Source organism: Nocardiopsis codii (assembly GCF_036327455.1).
GTDB classification, from domain to species: domain Bacteria; phylum Actinomycetota; class Actinomycetes; order Streptosporangiales; family Streptosporangiaceae; genus Nocardiopsis; species Nocardiopsis codii.
The window spans coordinates 70,207-92,235 of record NZ_JAUZMY010000004.1 but is presented as its reverse complement, the minus strand read 5'-3'; the positions used below and the strand labels follow the sequence as shown (position 1 = coordinate 92,235).

The following is a 22,029-nucleotide window of genomic DNA, read 5'->3' as shown; positions in this document are numbered from 1 at the left end:
CCTCCCCGTGTCCGTCCGGGACCGGGACCGGCCGGGGGGAGGCGTCGGACCGGGCACCGGGCGCGCATCCGGCGTACTTTGTGCGACTCGCCGTATGTCACAACGAGTCATCAGTGATTACTTTCGGTAGTTTCCGCTTGTGAGGACTGCCGTGCCGGGTCGCCCGGGAGGAATGGACATGCAGCGCGCCAAGCCGTATCCCCGGCCACGGATTCCCCGAGGGCGCCTGTACGACATCGTCGCCACCCTCACCCGGGTGGGTGTGGGAGGAATGTTCGCCGAGTACGGCCTCGCGCTCCGGGGGCGGGAGGAGGCGGTGACCGGGCACCTGTCCGTCTCCGGAATGCCCGGAGCGACCTTCGGCGCGCAGATCCTCCCCGCCCTGCTCGTCTCCCTCTCACTCGCCTTCGCCGTGGGTCTGCTCACATGGCTCACAGGCCCGATGCTCGCCGGAGCAGCGGTGCTGGGCACCCTCACCGCGGGCTCCCCGGACCTGGCCCCGTTCTCCTCATGGGCGACGACTGCGCTGGTCACGGCCGTGTGCCTCCTGATGGCGGTCAGCTCGGGCCGGTGGTCCTGGGACTACCTCGTCCTGGCCCCGAAGGTGTTCGAGAGGCCCCGGAACCCGGGCCGCAAACCCCCGGTAACACCGAGGAAAACAACCACCGATTCCCCTCGCCGCCCCGAACACGCGCCGCCACTGCTCTATCCTGTGGGACAGGCCGCGCTACGACGGCCGTATCGCCTCTGACGCGGCTCGCCCGGCCCCTCTCCATCGTGCCTCGGGGCCGCGTCTCCACACGGATTCGGTGGGGGAGAACGCCATGTCCGCCGCAGCTCCCGGCCCGACCCCTGACGGGTCCGTGGCCAAACTGATCGAGATCGCCGGGAAACCGACGCTCGGCCAGCGCATGATCAGCTGGGCCTCACGCCCGCCCGGTCGGCTCTACATCCCCGCCTGCGGTGTGGTCGGCCTCGTGCTGCTGTTCGAGGACAGCGTCCCGGCCGGTCACCTGCCCTCGTTCCTCGTCGGCCTGGTCGGCGGGCTCCTCCTCGCGGGGATGGGCGCGCTGCGCCTGGGGATCGCTCTGGCCGTGGCCCGGCCGATGATCCGCCACTACTGGCTGCGCTGGATCGCCGCTCCGCTGATCGCCGCCGCGGCGATCGGTGTGTCCGCGGCCGACCTCCCGCTCCAGGCCCGGGTGCAGGCCTCCTCCGAGGACCTGCTCGCCCTCCGGCAGGAGGCCGAGGACCCGACCACCATCCCGCTCAACGGCCAGCAGGTGGGCCTGTACTCGCTGCGCAGCATCTCGGTGACCGAGGACATCACGCACTTCACGGTCGAGGGCTCGGGGCTCTTCGGGCCCTCCGGCCTGGCCTACAGCACGGGCGAGGTTCCCGAGGGGGTCTTCATCCCGGGTCAGGGCTCGAAGATCTACGAGCGCGTCTCCGGCGACTGGTACGTGTGGGTCGACCACTGACGCGGTTTTCCTTCCCACGGCGCCCCGGCGCCCCCGGCGCCCGGGGGACCGGGGCGCCGTCGTCCGCGCTCCGGGTTCCCGCCGGTTCGCTGGGCGGTCGCCTCTTCTTACCCGGTTCTTTGCCGTCCGCTGTCCCGTTCCAATACGGCTCTCACTTTCGGCCTGTACACAGGGAGGCGCCCCCACGGGAGGAGCACGCCTCCTCCCCCAGGCGGCGTCGCCAACCCTGAGGAGATGCTTCATGCGCGAGTTCGCGCTCACCCTTCACGTGCGCATCCACGATTCGATCACCGCGCTGCGCCGGGCCCACGCGATAGGCGACGACGACCTGGCCAGCGCCCAGGCGGGCGAGATCCAGGACCTGGTGGAGATCGCGGCCCGGCACGGGATGGACCTCGGGGCGGGCTACTCCGAGCTCACCCTCGCGGGCTGAGCCCGAGCCTCCGCGCCCCGGGTCGGCCTCCGGCCACCGCACACGAGAAGGACCCGCGACCTGTCCCGGTCGCGGGTCCTTCGCTGTCACGCCCCCGGCTGCGGGGCGACGGTCGGCGAGTGTCCTCGGAGGGCTCTCGGGTCGGCGGACGCGAGCCCGGAAGGATTCAAGAACGACCTAGCGCCGGCGGCCCTGCCCGCCGTAGCCCTCGCCGTTCTCGTACTGCTGGCGCATCGCGCCCTCCTGCTGTCTCCTGTACTCGTCCGCCATCTGCTGCTGGCGCTCCGCGGCGGCGGCGACCGCGCCCTGGGCGGAGTCCACGGCGTCGCGGACGCCGTCCGGCGACGATCCCAGCGAGGCGCGTGCGGTACCCCCGCCGTTCAGCACCTGGGGCAGCAGCTGCGCGGTGATGAGGGTCGACAGGGCCGAGTTGTCCCCGGATCCCGCCTCGGTCTGCACCACGACCGGGCGCGGCGCCCGTTCGGCCAGGACAGCGCCGACGTCCAGGCGGCGTCGGGCCAGCTCGTACTCGAGCACGGCCCGGTTGTCCCGGTAGGCGGTCGCGAGGCGCTGCTGCGCCTTGGCCTCGTTCTCCGCGGCGACCAGGTCGGCCCGTCCGCGCGTCTCGATCTCGTAGCGGACCCGCTGCGCCTCGGTCACCTGCTCCTCCAGCATCTGCGCCACGTCCTTGCGCGCCTTGTTGAGGGAGGCGTTGACCTCGACGATCTTCGCGTCACGGGTCTTCTTGGACCGCTCGATGTCCATGAGCAGCGTGTCGATGCGGCGCTTGCGCGTCAGCTCCCACTCCTGCTCGTAGGCGACCAGCTCCTTGGCGACCCGCTCACGGGTGGCCAGGTGCTGCTGGTACTGGTTGGGCAGCTGCACGTCGGGGATGTTGCAGCCGGTGATCCGCACGCCGTACTTCTCGAGCTGGCCGTTGAGGAGGCGGCGCATGTCCTCGACGTTGGACCCGCGCAGGTCGTAGGCGGACTCTGTGTTCACCTGGCGGCTGCGCTGGCGGATGGCGTCCTGCACCGCGCTGGACAGCACCAGGTCGAAGTTGCTGGCGCCGATGATCGTCACGAACCGGATCGGGTCGGTGATCTGGAACTTGAGGAAGAACTCGATCGACTTCAGCGGCACGTTCTCACGCGTGGGGCAGGCCAGGACCGGAGCCGTGTACGGGATCTCCGTCCGGGTGTCCACCACGAAGTCGACGCGGGACCACGGGTGCCACAGGTAGTGGCGCCCCGGGCCGATCGGTCGCACGATCGCACCGTACTTGGTGAGGATGCCGTGGGTGCCCTCCTCGATCTCGACGATCGAGCCGCGCCACCACCACAGTCCGGCGGCGACGATGCTGAGCACACCGACGATCAGCGTCGGGATGGAGAACACGGTGTAGGCGACCCCGGCCGCCCCTCCGCCGAGGGCGTTGAGGGTCATCATCAGCGCCGCGCACAGGGCGAAGAAGCCGAACCAGACCAGGACCATCCAGCGCAGGCCGCGGTTGTCGCGCGGTATGACGACGGGGACGATCGCGCCCTGGTCGCCGCCGCGCAGCAGGCCCGCCAGATCGCTCCAGGAGGCGAGGGACTCCTTGATGCTGGAGCCGCCGCCGGCGTTCACGGAGTGACTCATCTACTGACCTCCCTGGTCCGGACCGAATGCCTGCGGGCCGCGCTGCGACCACGGCGGCAGGGGCGGGTCCTCGGGGTTCTGATAGGGGCTGCCCGCGGGCGGCGGGGCGTCGAACGGCGCCTGCCCGGACGGGGCCGGGGCGGCATCCGCGTCGACGGGCCCCTGGGACTGCTGAGGAGCGTCGGAGAGGCGCTCGTCGATGGCCTGCTCGGAGACGGACTGGCGGATCTCCTCCACCAGGTCCTCGCCCGGGTCCTCCCCGGTCGGCTCGCTCCGGGCGTCGCCGTCGTCCTCGATGAGCGAGTCGATCTCACGCTGGCGCTCGCCGATGCGGCCGCGGATCTCGCCGAGGCGGGAGCGGATGGCCTCCATGTCCTCCTGGGAGAACAGGGCGGTGTCGGCCTGACCGATGATCTCCTGCGCGATGCGCAGGTAGTCGACGCTGGCGGCGTCGCCCGATCCGATCCGCAGGACCTGCGGAAGGCTGTCGGCGACGGACTCCAGCTTGTCCAGGAGGTTCTCCCGGAAGCGGTAGTTGAGGATCTCGGGGGCCTCGGCCGCGCTGACCGCGCGGATGTCCAGCGCCTGCGCCTGGAGGAGGGCGGCGTTGGCGTTGGCCTCGGACTCGGCCTCGACGAAGCGCTGGCGGGCGGTGGCCCGCGCCCTGTTGGTCTCGCGCTCCAGGGCGGTGTCCATCTGCGCCTGGTACTGCGCGATGTCGGCCTGGATCGCGGAGAGGGTCTCGTTGAGGGTCGCCAGCTCCTTGTTCAGGTCGCCCTCGTTCTGCTCCTTGCGCAGCTGGAGCTCGTACTCGAAGGTGTAGGCGTCCTTGGCGACGCGGACCATCTCCGGCGCCGCCAGGTCCATCCGGTACTCCTGGTTGGAGGGCTCGGCGTGGGTGATGTTGGCGCTGGTCAGCTCGACGATGCCGCTGAACTGGCGGTTGAGCTGCTCCACGAGGCTCTGCGTGTTGTCGCCGACCATGTCGTAGATCGCCGAGGCCTCCTGCTCGTAGACGAGGCTCCGGGTGGTCTCGCTGATCGCGTTGTTGAGCTTCTCCTGGAAGCCGTTCACGCCGCCCAGCGTGTAGACGAAGTCGGTGGCGTTCTTGATCTTGAACTGCACGAACAGGTCGATGGACGCCTGCACCCCGCTCTTGGTGGGAGCCGAGCGGATCGGTGCGTTGAACGGGTACTCACGGGTGGTGTTGACGATGTAGGAGACGCGCTTCCAGGGGTTGAGGAGCGTGACCCGGCCGGGCTGGTAGATGTTCTCCATCTTGCCGAACCGGGTGACGATCGCCTCGCAGCCCTCCGGCACCATCACCATGCCCTGGCGCCACCACATGAACGCGGCGATCGCGAGGGTGATGATCCAGTAGTGGATGCCGAAGAAGGGGTTGATCAGCGGGTTTCCGCCCGCGATGGCCTGCGGCAGGAGAACGGCGAAGGCACCGAAGAGGCCCAGGACGACGAGCACGATCGCGGGGAGCATCGTCACGAAGGTGCGGCCCTTGGGGATCACCATGGTGCAGATGACGTGGATCGGGCCGCCGCTGCCGCGCTCGTAGTAGCTGCGGTTGAGGGCCTCGCCCGCGTTGTTGAGCGAGGTGCTCTTCTGCTCGATCCGGGTGCCGACGGAGTCGCCCTGCTCACGGGCGGCGACGAAGTCACGGGGATCGAGGCCACTGCCCTCGGTGGCCTGCGAGGAAGCCTGGTGGAGCGCGTCGGACACGGCCTGGCGCGGATCGCCCCCTTGGGCGACGGCACTGGCGGCGCCGCGCACGGTCTGCGCGAACGACATAGGCGGGGACTCCTTGGTCGGAGGTCGGGAACTATCCGCTTCGACGCGGCGTACCCCGGTCCGGTTCCAGGTCGGGACCGGTTCCGTGCACCGGGACGCGTTAGAGGACGGCTCCAACCTTGTCATGAGCCATGCCCGAAACCCAGTCATGGAGTCCGAAGTGTGACGGTTGGACACTCCTGCGGCGCCCCCGGCCACGAGGCGTCCCCTCCCCCTGTCGCATGCGCGCCGCATGGCGCGTCCACCGGGGCGGGGATAACGTCGGTCCCGCACGCACCGCGCCGGCTCCGGCCGGTACGAGGGAAGGAAGCACGATGCCCGCAGTACCCAGCGCCGTCCTCACCACCGCAGGCCTCATCGGCGGCTACTCGGTGGCCCGTGCCACCGGCAACCGTCCCCTGGGCGGGGTGGTGCTGGCCGGTTTCGGCGCAGCCGCGTTCGAGACCTGGCGCCGCCGCTCCGGTGTGGGCACGGCGGTCGCGCTCACCGCGGTGTACGTGGGCGCGTTCGGCCTGTCGCACCCGCTGGCCAGGAAGGTCGGCTCGTGGCCCGCCGTGCTCGGTGTGACCGCGGCGACCGCCGCGGTCGCCGTCGCCGCGGGGGACTGCGGCCGGGACTGAAGCCCCAGGCCCCGGACCGGGGGTCGGACCGGGACAGGGCGGCCCACGAGGGGGGCGGGACCGTGAGGGCTCCGGCCCGCCGGACGTCAGCCTCCGTGGATGTAGGCCTCCAGTTGGGCCCGGTCCTCCTCCAGGACCCGGAGGCGGCTCTTGACCACGTCGCCGATGCTCACGATGCCCACGAGCCTGCCCTCGGTCAGGACGGGGACGTGGCGGAAGCGGCGCAGGGTCATGACCTCGCCGACGTCCTCCACCGTGTCCTCGGCGGTGCACGTGTGGACGTCCGCGGTCATGATGTCGGCGACGGGCGCGGTGAGCAGCTCCGGCCCGCGCCGTTCCAGGCCCCGCACGACGTCGCGTTCGGAGACGATACCGATGAGGGTGTCGTCGACGGCCACGGCGGCGGAAGATGTAGTCCACCACCGACTGGGCCATCCGGATGTCCGGGTCGTCGGTCATGCCCGCGGGGTCGAACCGCATGTTGGTGAACTTGTCCACGTAGGTCTCCAGGGGCACCCCGTACTGGAGGGCGATGGAGATCGCGATGGAGAACGCGTCCATGACCCCGGCCAGGGTCGAACCCTGCTTGCCGAGCTTCATGAACACCTCGCCCAGACCGTCGTCCGGGTAGGAGCCCGCGGTGATGTAGCCCTCGGCGCCGCCCACGGAGAACGACGTGGTCTCGCTCGGCCGCTTCTTCGGCAGGCGTCGGCGGACGGGACGGGCCACCTCGACGGTCCGCGTCTGCGGCTCCGCCTTCTCCTCGGCCTTCTCCTCGGACCCTCCCGTGGACAGGGGCTGGCCGACCTTGCAGTTGTCGCGGTAGACGGCGAGCGCCTTCAGGCCGAGCTTCCAGCCCTGGTAGTAGATGTGCTCGAAGTCCTCGACCGCGGCGTCCTCCGGCACGTTCACCGTCTTGGAGATCGCGCCGGACAGGAACGGCTGCACGGCGGCCATCATCCGCACGTGGCCCATGGGCTTGATGTAGCGGCGGCCCATCGCGCAGTCGAACACCTCGTAGTGCTCGGGCCTCAGGCTGGGGGCGTCCACGACGTGGCCGTTCCCGGCGACGTACTCGACGATCGCCTCGGCCTGCTCGTCCTGGTAGCCGAGGTTCGCGAGCGCGCGCGGGATGGCCTGGTTGACGATCTGCATCGAGCCGCCGCCGACGAGCTTCTTGAACTTGACCAGCGAGAAGTCCGGCTCGATACCGGTGGTGTCGCAGTCCATCATGAAGCCGATGGTGCCGGTGGGCGCGAGCAGGCTCGCCTGGGCGTTGCGCCAGCCGTTGCGCTCACCGACCTTGAGGCACTCGGCCCACTCGCGGGTGGCCGCGGTGTGGATCGGCTCCTCCAGGGAGGTCACCGTGCGCAGGTCGTCGTTGGCGGCGGCGTGCTTGCGCATGACCCGCTTGTGGGCCTGCTCGTTGCGCTTGTAGCCGTCGTAGGGTCCGACCACCCCGGCCAGCTCGGCGCTGCGGCGGTAGGCGGTGCCGGTCATCAGCGAGGTGACGGCGGCGGCGACGGCGCGCCCTCCCTCGGAGTCGTAGGCGTGGCCGGTGGCCATGAGCAGGGCGCCCAGGTTGGCGTAGCCGATGCCGAGCTGCCGGTAGGCGCGGGTCGTCTCACCGATCTTCTCGGTCGGGAAGTCCGCGAAGGTGATGGAGATGTCCATCGCCGTGATGATCAGCTCGGTGAGCCGGGTGAAGCTCTCGACGTCGAAGGTGTCGTCCGCGCGCAGGAACTTCAGGAGGTTGATGGAGGCCAGGTTGCAGGACGAGTCGTCCAGGGACAGGTACTCGCTGCACGGGTTGCTGGCGCTGATCCGCCCGGTCTCGGGGTTGGTGTGCCAGTCCTGGATGGTGCCGTCGTACTGGATGCCGGGGTCGGCGCACTCCCACGCGGCCCTGGCCATCCGGGTGAACAGGTCCTTGGCGTCCACGGTGGCGACGACCTCGCCGGTGGTGCGGGACGTCAGGCCGAACTCGGACCCGGTGTCGACGGCGCGCATGAACGCGTCGGAGACCCGGACGGAGTTGTTGGCGTTCTGGTACTGGACGCTGAACATGTCGGCGCCGCCCAGGTCCACGTCGAAGCCGGCGTCGCGCAGGGCACGGATCTTGTGCTCCTCGCGGGACTTGGTCTCGACGAACTCCTCGATGTCGGGGTGGTCGACGTCCAGGACGACCATCTTGGCGGCGCGGCGGGTGGCGCCTCCGGACTTGATGGTCCCGGCGGAGGCGTCGGCTCCCCGCATGAAGGAGACGGGGCCGGAGGCCGTGCCGCCGGAGGACAGCAGCTCCTTGCTGGAGCGGATACGGGACAGGTTCACACCCGCTCCGGAGCCGCCCTTGAAGATGATCCCCTCTTCCTTGTACCAGTCGAGGATCGACTCCATGGTGTCGTCGACGGAGAGGATGAAGCACGCGCTGACCTGCTGCGCCGAGGTCGTCCCGACGTTGAACCAGACCGGCGAGTTGAAGCTGAAGAGCTGGTTGGCGAGGGCGTGCTTGAGCTCGTGGTCGAAGATCTCCGCGTCCTCGTCGCCGGCGAAGTAGCCGTGCTTGACGCCGGTCTCGGTGTAGACCCCGACGACGCGGTCGATGAGCTGCTTGAGGCTCCACTCGCGCTCGGGGGTGCCGGCGGCGCCGCGGAAGTACTTGCTCGCCACGATCTGGGTGGCGTTCATGGACCAGGACGCGGGGAACTCCACGCCGCGCTGCTCGAAGTTGACCGTGCCGTCGCGCCAGTTGGTCATGACGACGTCGCGGCGCTCCCATTCCAGGGCGTCGTACGGGTGGGTCCCGGGGGTCGTGAAGACCCGCTTGATCCTCAGCCCCTTGCGGTTCCCCTTGCCCTTGCGTCCCGTCGGTCCGCTGGCTGTCTCCGTCATCGTGGAGTCTCCCCTGCCTCATGGGCACGGCCTGCCCAACCGTGCACGGTGTCCTTGGAAAACGGGCGGGCCGGTCACGGGAGGGGTACCCCACGGTGGCCGGACCGCCCCGGCGGCGCCCCGCCCGCGACCCTCTCCCGGCCGCGGGGCGCTACCCGGTGGTGGTGCTGCTCTCGGGGAGGGCCTGCGCCCCGTCCGCGCCCTCGGACTCGCGGTCGCGACGCAGGCTGGCGATCTCGGACTCGAAGTCGGCGAGGCTCTCGAAACCGCGGTAGACGCTGGCGAAGTGCAGGTAGGCGACCTCGTCCAGGTCCCGCATGGGACCGAGGATGGCCAGGCCGATCTCATGGGCCGGCACCTCGGCGACGCCGCGTCCGCGGATCTCCTCCTCGACCTGTTGGCCGAGCTTGGCGAGGGCGTCCTCGGAGACGGGACGGCCCTGGCAGGCCCGGCGCACCCCGGCGATGATCTTGGTACGGCTGAAGGGCTCGGTGACGCCGGAGCGCTTGGCGACCATCAGCAGGACGGTCTCCTGCGTGGTGAAGCGGCGCTCGCACACGGGACAGGAGCGGCGGCGCCTGATGGCCGCGCCGTCGTCCGTGGACCTGCTGTCGATCACCCTGGTGTCCGGATGGCGGCAGAACGGACAGTGCATCCTGGTTCACCTGCTTCCCTCACCGAATCGACACCCTGTACCTCTACTAAACCACAACTCCTGGGCAATCCATCCCATGAGAGCACCAGATGTTGTGGTCGAACCTAGGCCTAGTGAGGGGTGCCCCGCAACCCGGCGACCGGCGTGTCCCGCACACGGGCACGCGGCGGCGGAGGCCTGCGGTCGGCGGCGGCACGGGGTGGGATCCGAAGGGGAGCCGGTCCGCCCCGGGGGCGGTCGGCGCCGACGACAAGAATAGCGGCGCGGGCCCTCGGCATCCGCTGCCCCCGGCGGCCTGTCGCACCCGGAAGTGCTCCCCACGAGGAGGTTTCACCCTGATGCCGGGGATTCGGGAGACCAGTCCCACATCCCACCGGAACCTCCCCCGGGGGACACGTGTTCGGGTATTCCGGGGACAGCACCACGTGAACACGTGTACACACGTCAGTAGAGGCCGGAAATTGACCGCGAAAACACACGGGACAATGGCCTGGGGCCTCGAACGCTTGTTTGATATCACCGTGCGCAACGTCTAATGTTGACTGTGATTTCACGCTGGTTTCGCCATCACGCGGACCCCAGGTCGGCACGGTCGCGAACCGGTGGTGGCCAGTCACGCAATCAGGCCCTGACCGAACCGAATGCCGAGGAGGCCCGGCCGTGCCGGAGGAGAATCCCGGAACCGCAGATTCCGCCACCGTTCTCACCGCAGTGGGGAACGCGGGTGGATCCACGCCCGAAGCCCCCAAACTCACCGCTCGACAGCAGAGTGTCCTGAACTGCATCCAGCGGTATGTGCGCGAGCGGGGCTTCCCCCCGTCGATAAGGGAAATCGGAGAAGCGGTCGGCCTCTCCAGCCCTTCCAGCGTGGCCCACCAGCTCAAGGTCCTCCAGCGCAAGGGCTACCTGCACCGCGACCAGAACCGCCCGCGGGCCGTGGAACTGCGCTCCCCCGGCCGTTCCACCGGCCAGACCGTGACCCCCGAGGACATCGACCCCTCGCGCGCCGCCGCCGTTCCGCTGGTCGGCCGGATCGCCGCCGGCGGTCCCATCCTCGCCGAGGAGTCGGTGGAGGACGTGCTAGCCCTGCCGCGCCAACTGGTCGGCGAGGGCCGCCTGTTCATGCTCACCGTGGTCGGCGACTCGATGATCGACGCGGCCATCACCGACGGCGACCTGGTCGTGGTCCGCCAGCAGCAGGACGCCAACAACGGTGACATCGTGGCGGCCCTGCTGGACGACGAGGCGACCGTCAAGGTCCTGCGCCGCGAGGAGGACGGCCACGTGTGGCTCATGCCCCGCAACGACGCCTACGAGCCGATCAACGGCGACGCCGCCACCGTCCTGGGCAAGGTCGTCGCGGTCATGCGCCGCGTCTGACCCGGCCCCGGCGACAGCCCGGCCCGCGCCTCCGGCACCGTCCCCGACGGACCGGGGGCGCCGTGCTGTGCCCTCCGGCGCCCGCCCGAACCCGCCGGGCCCGGGGGCTGGGCCCCGGCCGGGAACCGCCTCCGCCCGCCCCGGGGGGCCTGTGGACGACGGGGGTCCGTCCGGCGGGACCGCTAGGCTGAAACCGTGTCCACACCACTCTCCTCCCCCGTCGCCCGACCGCGCGCCGCTGTGGTCGGCGGTGTCCTCGCCGTCCTGCTCTCCACCGCCGCCTGCGCTCCGGCCGACGTCGACGGGGCCGAGGCGCCCGGGGTCGTCGGCGTCGAGCGCGAGCTGACCTTCGAGGGCGGCGGACACGAGGTGTCCGCGTCCTTCCGCGCTCCGCACGGCGCCTCCGAGCGGCTGCCAGGTGCGCTCATCATCTCCGGCAGCGGCCCGACCGACCGCGACGGCAACGCTCCCGCGCGGCCCGACGCCGACACCAATCAGAACCTGTCCCGTGTGCTCGCCGACGCGGGTGTGGCCTCTCTGCGCTACGACAAGTTCGGCAGCGGTCCGGACCCGCAGGTCGAGGAGGAGACCGGACCCGGCGGCGTCCGGAGGATCACCCCCGTGGATCCCGAGGTCTTCGACCGGCAGGTCGTGGCGGCCTACGAGGAACTGCTCGCGCAGCCCGAGGTGGACCCCCGGCGCGTGGTCGTCGTCGGACACAGCGAGGGCGCCCTCTACGCCCTGCGCGCCCACCGGCTCATCGGCTCCGGTCACCCCTCGCCCGCACTGGTGCTGGCCGCCCCTCCGGGCACCCGCTACCTGGACCTCCTCGACCGGCAGGTCACCGAGCAGGTCCGCCTGGCCGAGGGGACGGGCCAGCTCGGGGAGTCGGAGGCCGTCCGGATCCTCTCGGACATGCGGGCCGGGCGTGCCGCGATCAGGGGCGGGCGCGACATCACGTCGCAGGACAGCGACCAGTTCGGCGTCTACACCCCGTGGAACGCCGAATTCCTCTCCTACATGGACGGCCTGGACCCGGTCGAACTGGGACGGGACCTGCCCGAGGGCACCCCGGTCCTGGTCCTGTGGGGGGAGGACGACGCCCAGGTCTCCCGTGGGGACGTGGACCGTCTCATGACCGGGTTGGACGGTGCGGAACGCGTGGACCTGCCCGGCACCGACCACATCCTCCGGGCCTTCGAGGACGAGCCCGGTGCGGCGGTCCTGGACACGGACAGACCGTTCGCCGAGGGGGTCTCCCCGGCTCTGGAGGAGTTCCTCGGCAACGCCTGGTAGCGGCCCGCGGCTGTGTGGCGGCCCGGGGCCGGCGCGGACCGCGCCCCCGGCTGCGGGCCGGCGGTCACGGGCGCAGGCCGTGGGGAGGACGGCCGTGGGGGCGTGCGGAGCCGCCGCCCCGTCACTCGGGGAGGGACTCCGGAAGCGCCTCGACCACCGCCAGCGCGAGTTCCCCGGCGTCAGCGACGATCCGCTCCTCGTCGGCCGGTTCGGTCGCGTCGTAGCCGGCCGCCACGCTGTAGCAGGACTCCACGTACAGGTTGGAGACCCGGGTCCCCACACAGCCGACCGTGAACGGTGCTCCGGCGGTCCAGCGCACCGCCTCCTCGCCGACGCCGTCCAGCCCGGTGGTCTCGTGCTGTTCCGTGGTGGCCCGCAGGTTGTCGGCGGCGGTCGTCACCCCGCCCGGGTTGGGCGCGGCCACCAGTACCAGCGTCGCCGTGGCCGGCACCGCGTCCCCGGGGCCCTCCGGGGTCGCCCAGCGGCACTGCCACCCGGACCCGCCCGGGTCCTCCGGCGCGCCGAGCGGCTCCTCCAGCTCCAGTTCGTGTCCGGGCACCAGCGCGTCCAGGGTGTCCGTCGCGACGGCCGCGCACTCGGGGGCCGACTCGTACTCGCCCGTCTCCGGGGAGTCCCGGGTGACGACGTACCAGATCGCTCCGGCGGCGAGCACGACCAGGACCAGCGCGGCCGCGACCACGCCCGCCGTCGCGCAGCCCCTGCTCTGCGGCTGTGCGGACGGCATCACCTCGGGTCCGGGACCGTACGGCTGCTGGGGGTACTGGGCGCTCACAGGGAGGCCCCGATCAGTCCGGCGAACTCGGCGGCCAGCTCGGCGGCGTCGTCGGGGTCGACCGGGTCGTCCCCGGCCAGCCCCGCGTAGGACACCCGTACGAGCAGGTTGTCACTGTGGAAGGCGAGTTCGGCGGTGCCGGGCGCCTGCCCGTGCCACACCCGGCCCTCACCTCGTGACAGGTCCACCGGCTGCGCCCGTGCGGGCAGCAGGTCGGTGTAGGCCCCGGCCGCGCGTTCGGCGCCGGTCACCGGCTCCTCCCCCGTGGCGTCGGTGAAGAGAGCGGACACGTCCACCCGCAGGGTTCCCCGGTCACCGCCCTCGGAGGCTCCGGCCGAGGTCCACACGCACACGAGGCTGTCCCCGCCCTCGAGGGGGCCCTGCTCCCGGGTGTCCGCGACAGCTCCGGGCATGCGCTCCGCGAGGAGTTCGTCGGTGACGGCGTCGCAGCCGGTCGCCGCGGTGTGCACGTCACCGCTCTCGGGGACGTCCGGATCGTTCCCGGACAGCCACAGCCCGCCGCCGATCGCGACCGCGGACAGCACCGCCGCGCCCGCACCGATGACGGCCACACGCACGAGGGGACCCACCCGGCCACCCGCCTCCCTGTCGGTCGCCACGCCAACCGCGTGGGACGGCGCCCGCGTCGACGCGGGCGCCGTCCCGGTGCCGGATCAGCCGACGACGATGTTCACCAGCTTCGGCGCGCGCACGATGACCTTGCGGATCTGCTTGTCGCCGATGAAGCTCTGGGCCCGCTCCGACGCCAGCGCCAGCTTCTCCAGGTCGGCCGGGTCGATGTCGGGCGCCACGGACAGCTTGTCACGGACCTTGCTCTGCACCTGCACGACACAGGTCACGGACTCCTGCACCAGCAGCGCGGGGTCGGCCTCGGGCCAGTGGCCGACGGCGACCGTGCCCACGTGGCCCAGCTTCTCCCAGCCCTCCTCCGCCACGTACGGGGCGAAGAGGGACAGGGCGACGGCCACGAACTCGGCGGCCTCGCGGACGGCCGGGTCACCCGCGCCGGGGCCGGAGTCGATGGCCTTGCGGGTCGCCGAGACCAGCTCCATGGTGCGCGCGATGGCGACGTTGAACCGCCGGGACTCGACCAGGTTCGTGATCTGGTCGATGGTGCGGTGCGTGATCCTGCGCAGCGCGGTGTCGCCCCCGGCGGGGTCGGTCCCCGGCTCGCCGGCCGCGCCCGCCTCGCTCATGACCCGGTAGGCGCGGTTGAGGAACTTCTGCGCCGCGACGGCGGACACGTCGGCCCAGTCGACGTCCTCCTCCGGCGGGGAGGCGAAGAGCATCGTCAACCGGACGGCGTCCACGCCGAAGGCGTCGATCTCCTTGCCCAGGTCGACGCCGTTGCCCAGGGACTTGGACATCGCCCGCCCCTGGTTGATGACCTGCCCCTGGTTGGTCAGGCGGCGGAACGGCTCGGTGAAGGACACCATGCCCAGGTCGTACAGGACCTTGGTGAAGAAGCGGGCGTACATCAGGTGGAGCGTCGCGTGCTCCTTGCCGCCGATGTAGTGGTCGACCGGCCCCCACTTGTTGACGGCCTCGGTGTCGAACGGGGCGGTGTCCAGGCGGGGCGAGCAGTAGCGCAGGAAGTACCAGGACGAGTCCACGAAGGTGTCCATGGTGTCGGTGTCGCGCTCGGCGGGGCCTCCGCAGGACGGGCAGTCCACGTTCACCCACTCCTCGGCCGAGGCCAGGGGTGACACTCCCTTGGGCGCCAGCTCGGCGCCCTTCAGCTCGGGGAGGGTGACGGGCAGCTGGTCGTCGGGGACCGCCACCTCACCGCACGCGGGGCAGTGGATGATCGGGATGGGCGTGCCCCAGTAGCGCTGGCGGGACAGCAGCCAGTCGCGCAGCCGGTAGTTGACGGTGCCCTCACCGGTGCCGCGCTCGGCGAGCACCCCGATGATGCGCTCGATCGCCTCGGACTTGCCCAGGCCGTCCAGCGGACCGGAGTCGCGCAGCGTGCCCTCGCCCGCCGCGGCCACGCCGGTCTCCACGGGGTCGGGCTCGCCCGTCTCCACGACGACCCTGACGGGCAGGTCGAAGGCCAGGGCGAAGTCGAGGTCGCGCTGGTCGTGCGCGGGCACGGCCATGATGGCGCCGTGTCCGTAGTCGGCCAGGACGTAGTCCGCGGCCCAGACGGGCATGCGCTCGCCGTTGACCGGGTTGACGGCGTGACGGCCGAGGAAGACACCGGTCTTGGGGCGCTCGGTGGCCTGGCGTTCGATGTCGGACAGCTTGGCGACGTCGGCGCGGTAGGCGTCGAAGGCCTCCCGCTGCTCGGGGGCGCACAGCTCCTCCGCCAGGTCGGCGTCGGCCGCCACCACGAAGAACGTGGCGCCGTAGAGCGTGTCCGGGCGCGTGGTGAAGACGGTCACCGGCTCGTCGCGGCCCTCGATGCTGAAGTGGACGTCGGCACCGGTGGAGCGGCCGATCCAGTTGCGCTGGATGGCCAGGATCTCGTCGGGCCAGCGGCCGCCGTCGAGCTGGTCCATGTCGTCCAGCAGGCGCTGGGCGTAGTCGGTGATCCTGAAGTACCACTGGTTGAGGCTGCGGCGGACGATGTCGGAGCCGCAGCGCTCGCATTTGCCCTGCACGACCTGCTCGTTGGCGAGCACCGTCTGGTCCTTGGGACACCAGTTGACCTGGCCGTCCTTGCGGTAGGCCAGCCCCCGCTCGAAGAAGCGCGTGAACAGCCACTGGTTCCAGCGGTAGTACTCGGGGTCGGAGGTGTGCAGGCGGCGCGACCAGTCCACGCCGATGCCGTAGCGCCGGAACGAGGTCGCCTGCGTCTCGATGTTGGCGTAGGTCCACTCGGCGGGGTGCGAGTTGTTCTTGATGGCCGCGTTCTCGGCGGGCAGGCCGAAGGAGTCCCAGCCGACGGGGTGCAGGACGTTGTCGCCGCGCTGGAAGCGGTAGCGGCCGATGACGTCGCCGATGGCGTACGCCTCCGCGTGGCCCATGTGCAGGTCACCGGAGGGGTAGGCGAACATGTCGACGACGTAGGACCGCGGGCGGGTGTCCGCCGGGTCCTCGTCGGCCTCGAACGGGAGCTCGGCGGCCCAGCGCGCCTGCCATTTGTCCTGGATGGCCCGGGCGTCGTAGGTGTCGCCCGTCGTCTGGTCGCCGTCTACCGCTGTCATCGCTGAAGGTTCCTTAGCCGCGTCCGTGTGTGCTTCCCACAGGTTAGCGCTTGGCGGGTCGGGCACAGGACGCGTTCGGACCCGTCGGACGGCGGACGGCCGCCGGTCCGCGCGAGGACGGGCACCGGCTCCCCACCGGCGAGGACGGTGACGGTGCGTAGGCGAAAGTTCGGTGAGATTACGGACCCACGGCCCCTCCACACCGACCGTCCGGTTTGTTACCCTGCCGTAAAAGTGGCGCAGAACACGCGATCCGGGTCACACCGGACTCAATTTCGCCTGTCCTGACTTGTCCGGACCAACTGGACTCATCTGCCTGCGGGAGGCCCCCTTGTTCAACCTGTCCGTGCTTCTGGAGGACGGCGCCCGATCGGCCCCCGAGAAGGAGTGCCTGGTCTTCGGGGACCTGCGTCTGAACTACGCCCTCACCGACATGATCGCCAACCAGGTCGCCAACCTCCTCGTCTCCCGGGGGATCGGCCCCGGCGACCGGGTCGCGCTCGCCAGCCCGAACCTGCCCTACTTCCCCTTCGTCTACTTCGGGGTCCTCAAGGCCGGCGCGGTGGTCGTGCCCCTGAACGTGCTGCTCACCCCCCGTGAGATCGCCTACCACCTGGAGGACTCCGGGGCCAAGGCGCTGTTCGCGTTCACCGGCTCCCCCGAGCTGCCGCTGGGCACGCGCGCCTTCGAGGCCTTCCAGCAGACGGACACCTGCGACATCTACGTGGACCTCCCCGCGGTGCCGGGCGCCACCGAGTCGACGGTCGACGGCGCGGAGACCCTCTGGAAGGCGCTGGAGGGACAGCCCGGCGAGTTCGAGAGCGTGCAGACGGGCGCCGAGGACACCGCGGTGATCATCTACACCAGCGGCACGACCGGCAAGCCCAAGGGCGCCGAGCTGAGCCACAACAACCTGATGATGAACGCCATCGGCTCGGCCAACCTCGTGAACCCGCACCCGGACGGGCGCGACGTCTCCCTGGTCGTCCTGCCGCTGTTCCACATCTTCGGGCAGACGGTCATGCTCAACGCCTGCCTCTACCGGCACGGCACCATGGTCCTGGTCCCGCGCTTCGACGGGGACGACGCCCTGCGCCTCATGGAGAAGGAGGGCGTCACCGGGTTCGCGGGCGTGCCCACCATGTACTGGGGCCTGCTCAACGCGGTCCAGAACGCCGGACCCGGCAAGTACGACCTGGAGGGGATCGCCGGGAACCTGGTCGACGCCGTCTCCGGCGGCTCCGCCCTGCCCGGCCAGCTCTCCGAGGACTTCACCAAGGCGTTCGGGGTGGGCATCAAGGAGGGCTACGGCCTGTCCGAGACCTCGCCGGTCGCCTCCTTCAACAACCCCAGGACCAAGGCGAAGACCGGTTCGATCGGCCGCCCGGTGTGGGGCGTGGAGATGAAGCTGATCGACCCGGACTGGAACGAGGTCGTCCAGGAGGAGGACAGGGAGCCGGTCGGCGAGATCGCCGTCCGCGGCCACCTGGTGATGAAGGGCTACCACAACCGCCCCGAGGTCAACGCCGAGGTCATCCGGGACGGGTGGTTCCGCACCGGTGACATCGCCCGCCGCGACGAGGAGGGCTTCTACTTCATCATCGACCGCTCCAAGGACATGATCATCCGCGGCGGCTACAACGTGTACCCCCGCGAGGTCGAGGAGGTCCTGATGACCCACGATGCGGTCAGCCTCGCTGCGGTCGTCGGCGTCCCGCACGAGACCCACGGCGAGGAGATCAAGGCGTTCGTGATCCTCAAGGAGGGCGTCGGGCTCACCGCCGGGGAGCTCGTCGCGTGGTCCAAGGAGCACCTGGCGGGCTACAAGTACCCGCGCGAGGTCGAGTTCCGCACCGAGCTGCCGATGACGTCCACCGGCAAGATCCTCAAGCGCGAGCTGCGCGCCTGACACGCACACTCCCCCTTGGTGTGCGCGTCCGCGCGCGAGGGGCCGGCCCGGGGCCGGCCCCTCCCCCTATCCCTTGACGGCCCCCTGGACCAGCCCGGAGACCAGGAAGCGCTGGACGATGACGAAGAAGACCATCACCGGGATGGTGATGAGGGTGGACGCCGCCATCACGTGCCCCCACTCGTTGGCGTACTGGCCGAAGAACTGGCGCAGGCCGACCGCCACGGTGTAGTTCTCGCTCTGGGTCATGAAGGTCAGGGCGAGCACGAACTCGTTCCAGGCCACGATGAACGAGAAGATCGCGGTCGCCACCAGGCCCGGTGCGACGAGCGGGAACAGGACCTTCCAGAACATCTGGAGCCAGGAGGCGCCGTCGATGTAGGCGGCCTCCTCCACCTCCACCGGCACGGCCGCGACGAAGCCCCGCATCATCCAGACCGCCAGCGGCAGGGACAGCGCCACGTACACGATGCCGAGGCCCAGCAGGGTGTTGAGCATCTGGAGGTCGCGCACCTGGAGGAAGAGCGGGATGACCAGCGCCTCCAGGGGCACCATCTGCACGATGAGGATCATGACCAGCACGGAGGTGCGGAACCGGAAGCGGAACCGGGCCACCGCCACCGCGGCCAGCAGCGCCAGCACGCACGCGCCCGCCACCGTGATGCAGGCGACCGCCAGCGAGTTGGCCATGTACGTGCCGAAGTTGCCCTCGGTCAGCACGTAGGAGAAGTTGTCCAGCGTCAGGTCGGTGGGCAGCAGCGCCCCCGTGCCCGAGGTGCTCCGGTCGGAGAACGCGCTCGTCAGCATGAAGTACACCGGGAACAGGGTGAACAGCAGCAGCGCGCCCACCGCGACGCCCTTGGCCAGGAGGCGGCCGGTACGGAGGGCGCCGCCCCGGCGCCGGGCCTCGCGGACCCGCCTCTCCCAGTCGCGGTCGTCGACGGCGGATTCGTGTGTGCTCGTGACCAACGGTCCTCCTCGTCAGCGGTGCCCGGAGGGCGTGATCGGGTTGTCCGGCGGCCGACCCGGGCCGTTAGAATCCACCTCTGTCCGGTGCGGGGCGTTTGTCCGGCCCCGGTGGGCGAGGAGGGGTGAGGGTCGTGTCTCCAGGATCGTCGGGACCGCCAGGGGCGGTGGACTAGCGCCGTGCACGATTCCACCGGCCCCTCCCCCACCGAGGTCGTCATCAGCTGGATCCCGCACGACGCGCGGTTCCGCGACCGGGCGGTGCGGCACGCCCTGGGCGACACGGGCGGTCGGCTGCTGTTCGCCTACGTGGACAACCTGGTCAACCAGGACAACGACGACGGGCGCCCCCTCGACGACTACGACCTGCGCACGATGGCCGCGGTCCGCGAGGACCTCAACCGGCGTTCGCTGGCCGCGGTCGACTGGCGCCGCGTGCGGGACAAACTGGTCTCCGGCGTGCACTGAGGCGACGCCCTCCGCGGAGCCGCGCCCGTTCACCTCAGCCCGTCCTCGCGGAACAGCGCCCTGAGGTAGAGCATGGTGACCACCAGCAGCAGCAGGGTGAGCAGGACCGCGATGGCCGCGCCGAGCCCGTAGTCGTTGTGGCCGAAGGACCGCACGTAGGACCACACGCCGAGGTTGAGCATGTCGGAGCCGCCCACGTCGCCGCCGGGCATCAGGTAGATCTGAGCGAACACCTTGAAGTCCCAGATCGTGGACAGCACCGTGACCACGGCGAACACCGGACGCAGCACCGGGAACGTGACGTGCCAGAAGCGCTTCCAGGCGCCGGCGCCGTCGATCCTGGCCGCCTCGTGGAGCTCCTTGGGGACGGTGAGCAGCCCGGCCAGGACGGTGACCGCCACGAACGGGAAGCCGCCGTGCACCACGTTGAGGGTGACGATGGCGTAGAAGTACAGCCGGTCGGCGAACCAGTTGTACCCCGAGGGGTCGAGCACACCCAGGGAGGTCAGGGCCTGGGCGACGACGCCGTTGTCGACGTCGAAGATCCAGATCCAGACGTAGGTTCCGCTGACGGCGGGCATGGCCCAGGCGACCATGATGCAGGAGACCACGATGATGCGGGGGACCGTGCCCAGTGTGGAGAGCAGCAGCGCCACGAGCGTGCCGACGACGATCGTCGTGAGGACGGCGACCACGGCGAACACGACCGTGTTGACCATGGCGATCTGCCACAGGTACGGGTCGGTCAGCAGCGCGACGTAGTTGTCCAGCCCGATGAAGTCGGACTCCCCGGACATCAGGTTGCGCAGTTTGAAGTCGCGGAAGGACAGCCACACGATCCGGCCGAGCGGGAACAGCAGCAGCAGCCCGATGACCGTCAGCGCGGGCGCGAGCAGCACCCACGGGAGCAGCGCCCTCCGTGCGCGCCGGCCCAGGAGCGGGGCCCGCCGCCCCGCTCCGGGCCGTCGCGGAGACGGCCCGGAGGGACGGACGTCCTGCTCCGGTCCACTGGTTCCCAGCCCGACCGGTGTTCCCACTGACTAACCCCCGTTGAGGATGCGCTCGATCTCCGCGGCCGTGTCCTCGGTGGCCTCGTCCACCGTGGACTCGCCGTTGAGGATGGACTGCTGCATGCCGACCAGGACCTTCTCGGCCTCGACCTGCGTCCAGGCGGGGGTCACCGGCACCCCGCGGCTCGCCTCGTTGAGCTGGACCGCGAAAGATCCCAGGATCGGGTCGGCGGACTCGGAGAACTCGTCCACCCTCGCGGTCACGCCCGGGAAGAACCCGGTCTCCTCCGACCACCGCATGAGGAACTCGTCGCCGGTGAGGTGCTGGACGTACTGCCAGGCCGCCTCCTCGTTGCCGGTGCCCTCGAAGACCGACAGCAGGGATCCGCCCGCGAAGGAGGGCATGTACCCCTCCTCCTGCCCTGGGAGGGTGAAGGAGTCGATCCTCCCCTCCAGTTCGGGGTTGCTCTCCAGGATGGCCTTGGGGTTGGCGCTGCCGAGGATGGCCATGGCCGCCTCCTCGTTGGCGATCGACTCCATGACCTCGATCTCGGTCCAGTTGACCGCGCCCGTGGTGGAGGTGCCGTCCTCCAGGGCCAGGTCCGTGAAGAACTCGATCCCCGCGCGGGCCTCGGGGGTGTCGATCTCCGACTCCCAGGTGCCGTCCGGCTGTTCGACGGCGATCTCGCCGCCGCCGCCCCAGATCCACGGCATGATCGAGTACTGGGCGTCACCGGGAACGGGGAAGGCGATCATGTCCCCCTCCGCCTCGGAGAGGGCCGTCGCGGTCTCGCGCAGCTCCTCCCAGGTCTCCGGTACCTCCAGGTCGTGCTCCTCGAAGATGTCCGAGCGGTACACGACGGAGCGGATGGAGGCGTACCAGGGGACTCCGTAGACACCGTCGCCGAGCTGGCCCATCTCCATGAGGCCGGGGATGTACTGGCCGGTGTCGACGTCGTACGCGGACAGGTCGTGCAGCGCTCCGGCGTCGGCGAAACCGGGGGTGAGGGTGTTGCCGAGCTCGACCACGTCGGGCGTGGTGCCTCCGGCGATGGCCGTGGAGATCTTGTTCTGGGCGTCCTGCCAGGGCACGAACTCGACGTCGACGGCGACGCCGGTCTCGTCGGTGAACGCGGCGTTGGCCTCCTCGAAGAACCCCGTCTCGTCGGGGTTGGTGCCCTGCATGATCCACACCGTGAGCCCGTCGGAGGCGGAGCCGTCACCGCCCCCGCCGGTCCCGCACGCTGTGGCGGCCAGCGCCAGTGCCACCGCGGCGGCGGGGAGTGGAACGTACTCGTGTGTTCGTCTGCGGGCCATCGGCACGCCTCCCGTTCCTTTCGAGGGTCCCCTGGGGGTTGGTAGGAAACCTACGTAAAGAACGGCCTCCAGTGAAGTAAACCACTGTGATTTGTGTCTGACCTGTTAGGGGGTGAGGGCCGGACAGCGGCGGCGGGAGGCCGGGAACGGGCGCACCGCGGGCCGTGCGGCGCGTCCGGCGCGTCCGTCCCGGTG

At 70.5% G+C, this 22,029-nt stretch carries 17 protein-coding genes and 1 pseudogene; 8 read left to right on the top strand and 10 right to left on the bottom strand.

Annotation, left to right across the window (positions count from 1 at the left end):
- Positions 1 to 178: 178 nt before the first annotated feature.
- The 3 genes from Q8791_RS05740 to Q8791_RS05730 all read left to right on the top strand — a co-directional run bounded on the left by Q8791_RS05740 (position 179) and on the right by Q8791_RS05730 (position 1,914).
- The gene (locus Q8791_RS05740) at positions 179 to 751 is read left to right on the top strand and encodes a DoxX family protein (RefSeq protein WP_330090525.1); all 573 of its coding nucleotides are present in this window, start codon (positions 179 to 181) and stop codon (positions 749 to 751) included.
- Between the two features lie 73 nt (positions 752 to 824).
- A complete protein-coding gene (locus Q8791_RS05735) occupies positions 825 to 1,481 on the top strand; it encodes a hypothetical protein (protein WP_330090524.1) in 657 nt (218 codons plus the stop codon).
- A 241-nt stretch (positions 1,482 to 1,722) separates the two neighbouring features.
- Positions 1,723 to 1,914, top strand: a complete 192-nt coding sequence (locus tag Q8791_RS05730; RefSeq protein WP_330090523.1) for a hypothetical protein — start codon at positions 1,723 to 1,725, stop codon at positions 1,912 to 1,914.
- 177 nt (positions 1,915 to 2,091) lie between these two features.
- Here Q8791_RS05730 and Q8791_RS05725 read toward each other — a convergent pair whose 3' ends face one another.
- Positions 2,092 to 3,555 (bottom strand): SPFH domain-containing protein, encoded by a 1,464-nt coding sequence (locus tag Q8791_RS05725; protein WP_330090522.1) that lies wholly within the window; start codon positions 3,553 to 3,555, stop codon positions 2,092 to 2,094.
- On the bottom strand, positions 3,556 to 5,358 hold the full coding sequence (locus Q8791_RS05720; protein WP_330090521.1) for an SPFH domain-containing protein: 1,803 nt from the start codon (positions 5,356 to 5,358) through the stop codon (positions 3,556 to 3,558).
- Between the two features lie 314 nt (positions 5,359 to 5,672).
- Between Q8791_RS05720 and Q8791_RS05715 the strand changes: the two genes are divergently transcribed.
- Entirely contained in the window at positions 5,673 to 5,978 is a 306-nt protein-coding gene (locus Q8791_RS05715; protein WP_330090669.1) for a hypothetical protein, read from the top strand.
- 395 nt (positions 5,979 to 6,373) lie between these two features.
- Here Q8791_RS05715 and Q8791_RS05705 read toward each other — a convergent pair.
- A pseudogene (locus tag Q8791_RS05705) lies at positions 6,374 to 8,870 on the bottom strand (vitamin B12-dependent ribonucleotide reductase); the annotation flags it as partial.
- 151 nt (positions 8,871 to 9,021) lie between these two features.
- Positions 9,022 to 9,525 (bottom strand): transcriptional regulator NrdR, encoded by a 504-nt coding sequence (nrdR, locus tag Q8791_RS05700; RefSeq protein WP_330090520.1) that lies wholly within the window; start codon positions 9,523 to 9,525, stop codon positions 9,022 to 9,024.
- A gap of 660 nt (positions 9,526 to 10,185) precedes the next feature.
- Between nrdR and lexA the strand changes: the two genes are divergently transcribed.
- Positions 10,186 to 10,905, top strand: a complete 720-nt coding sequence (gene lexA / locus Q8791_RS05695) for a transcriptional repressor LexA (protein WP_330090519.1) — start codon at positions 10,186 to 10,188, stop codon at positions 10,903 to 10,905.
- A 195-nt stretch (positions 10,906 to 11,100) separates the two neighbouring features.
- The gene (locus tag Q8791_RS05690; protein WP_330090518.1) at positions 11,101 to 12,201 is read left to right on the top strand and encodes an alpha/beta hydrolase family protein; all 1,101 of its coding nucleotides are present in this window, start codon (positions 11,101 to 11,103) and stop codon (positions 12,199 to 12,201) included.
- Between the two features lie 121 nt (positions 12,202 to 12,322).
- On the opposite strand, the gene Q8791_RS05685 is transcribed toward Q8791_RS05690, so the two are convergent.
- The 3 genes from Q8791_RS05685 to leuS form a co-directional block, all read right to left on the bottom strand.
- Positions 12,323 to 12,949 (bottom strand): hypothetical protein, encoded by a 627-nt coding sequence (locus Q8791_RS05685; RefSeq protein ID WP_330090668.1) that lies wholly within the window; start codon positions 12,947 to 12,949, stop codon positions 12,323 to 12,325.
- A gap of 41 nt (positions 12,950 to 12,990) precedes the next feature.
- The gene (locus Q8791_RS05680) at positions 12,991 to 13,584 is read right to left on the bottom strand and encodes a hypothetical protein (RefSeq protein WP_407941961.1); all 594 of its coding nucleotides are present in this window, start codon (positions 13,582 to 13,584) and stop codon (positions 12,991 to 12,993) included.
- Positions 13,585 to 13,668: 84 nt separating this feature from the next.
- Positions 13,669 to 16,164, bottom strand: a complete 2,496-nt coding sequence (gene leuS / locus Q8791_RS05675) for a leucine--tRNA ligase (protein ID WP_330090516.1) — start codon at positions 16,162 to 16,164, stop codon at positions 13,669 to 13,671.
- Between the two features lie 331 nt (positions 16,165 to 16,495).
- On the opposite strand from leuS, the gene Q8791_RS05670 reads away from it, so the two are divergent.
- Positions 16,496 to 18,073, top strand: coding sequence for a long-chain-fatty-acid--CoA ligase (locus Q8791_RS05670; protein ID WP_330090515.1), 1,578 nt, complete (start codon positions 16,496 to 16,498; stop codon positions 18,071 to 18,073).
- 66 nt (positions 18,074 to 18,139) lie between these two features.
- Here the strand turns inward: Q8791_RS05670 and Q8791_RS05665 are convergent, their stop codons facing one another.
- The gene (locus Q8791_RS05665) at positions 18,140 to 18,922 is read right to left on the bottom strand and encodes a carbohydrate ABC transporter permease (RefSeq protein ID WP_330090667.1); all 783 of its coding nucleotides are present in this window, start codon (positions 18,920 to 18,922) and stop codon (positions 18,140 to 18,142) included.
- 297 nt (positions 18,923 to 19,219) lie between these two features.
- Between Q8791_RS05665 and Q8791_RS05660 the strand changes: the two genes are divergently transcribed.
- On the top strand, positions 19,220 to 19,507 hold the full coding sequence (locus tag Q8791_RS05660; RefSeq protein ID WP_330090514.1) for a hypothetical protein: 288 nt from the start codon (positions 19,220 to 19,222) through the stop codon (positions 19,505 to 19,507).
- A 29-nt stretch (positions 19,508 to 19,536) separates the two neighbouring features.
- Here Q8791_RS05660 and Q8791_RS05655 read toward each other — a convergent pair whose 3' ends face one another.
- Positions 19,537 to 20,442 carry a carbohydrate ABC transporter permease gene (locus tag Q8791_RS05655; protein ID WP_330090666.1) on the bottom strand — a complete coding sequence of 302 codons (906 nt, stop codon included), beginning with the start codon at positions 20,440 to 20,442 and terminating at the stop codon, positions 19,537 to 19,539.
- A 105-nt stretch (positions 20,443 to 20,547) separates the two neighbouring features.
- A complete protein-coding gene (locus Q8791_RS05650) occupies positions 20,548 to 21,834 on the bottom strand; it encodes a sugar ABC transporter substrate-binding protein (protein WP_330090513.1) in 1,287 nt (428 codons plus the stop codon).
- Positions 21,835 to 22,029 lie beyond the last annotated feature (195 nt).

Excerpts from the sequence above, each read along its gene's own strand:
- Q8791_RS05715 (WP_330090669.1), top strand. The coding sequence starts at position 5,673 with ATGCCCGCAGTACCCAGCGCCGTCCTCACCACCGCAGGCCTCATCGGC.
- Q8791_RS05725 (WP_330090522.1), bottom strand. The coding sequence starts at position 3,555 with ATGAGTCACTCCGTGAACGCCGGCGGCGGCTCCAGCATCAAGGAGTCC.
- leuS (WP_330090516.1), bottom strand. The coding sequence starts at position 16,164 with ATGACAGCGGTAGACGGCGACCAGACGACGGGCGACACCTACGACGCC.
- nrdR (WP_330090520.1), bottom strand. The coding sequence starts at position 9,525 with ATGCACTGTCCGTTCTGCCGCCATCCGGACACCAGGGTGATCGACAGC.
- Q8791_RS05720 (WP_330090521.1), bottom strand. The coding sequence starts at position 5,358 with ATGTCGTTCGCGCAGACCGTGCGCGGCGCCGCCAGTGCCGTCGCCCAA.
- Q8791_RS05740 (WP_330090525.1), top strand. The coding sequence starts at position 179 with ATGCAGCGCGCCAAGCCGTATCCCCGGCCACGGATTCCCCGAGGGCGC.
- Q8791_RS05735 (WP_330090524.1), top strand. The coding sequence starts at position 825 with ATGTCCGCCGCAGCTCCCGGCCCGACCCCTGACGGGTCCGTGGCCAAA.
- Q8791_RS05650 (WP_330090513.1), bottom strand. The coding sequence starts at position 21,834 with ATGGCCCGCAGACGAACACACGAGTACGTTCCACTCCCCGCCGCCGCG.
- Q8791_RS05730 (WP_330090523.1), top strand. The coding sequence starts at position 1,723 with ATGCGCGAGTTCGCGCTCACCCTTCACGTGCGCATCCACGATTCGATC.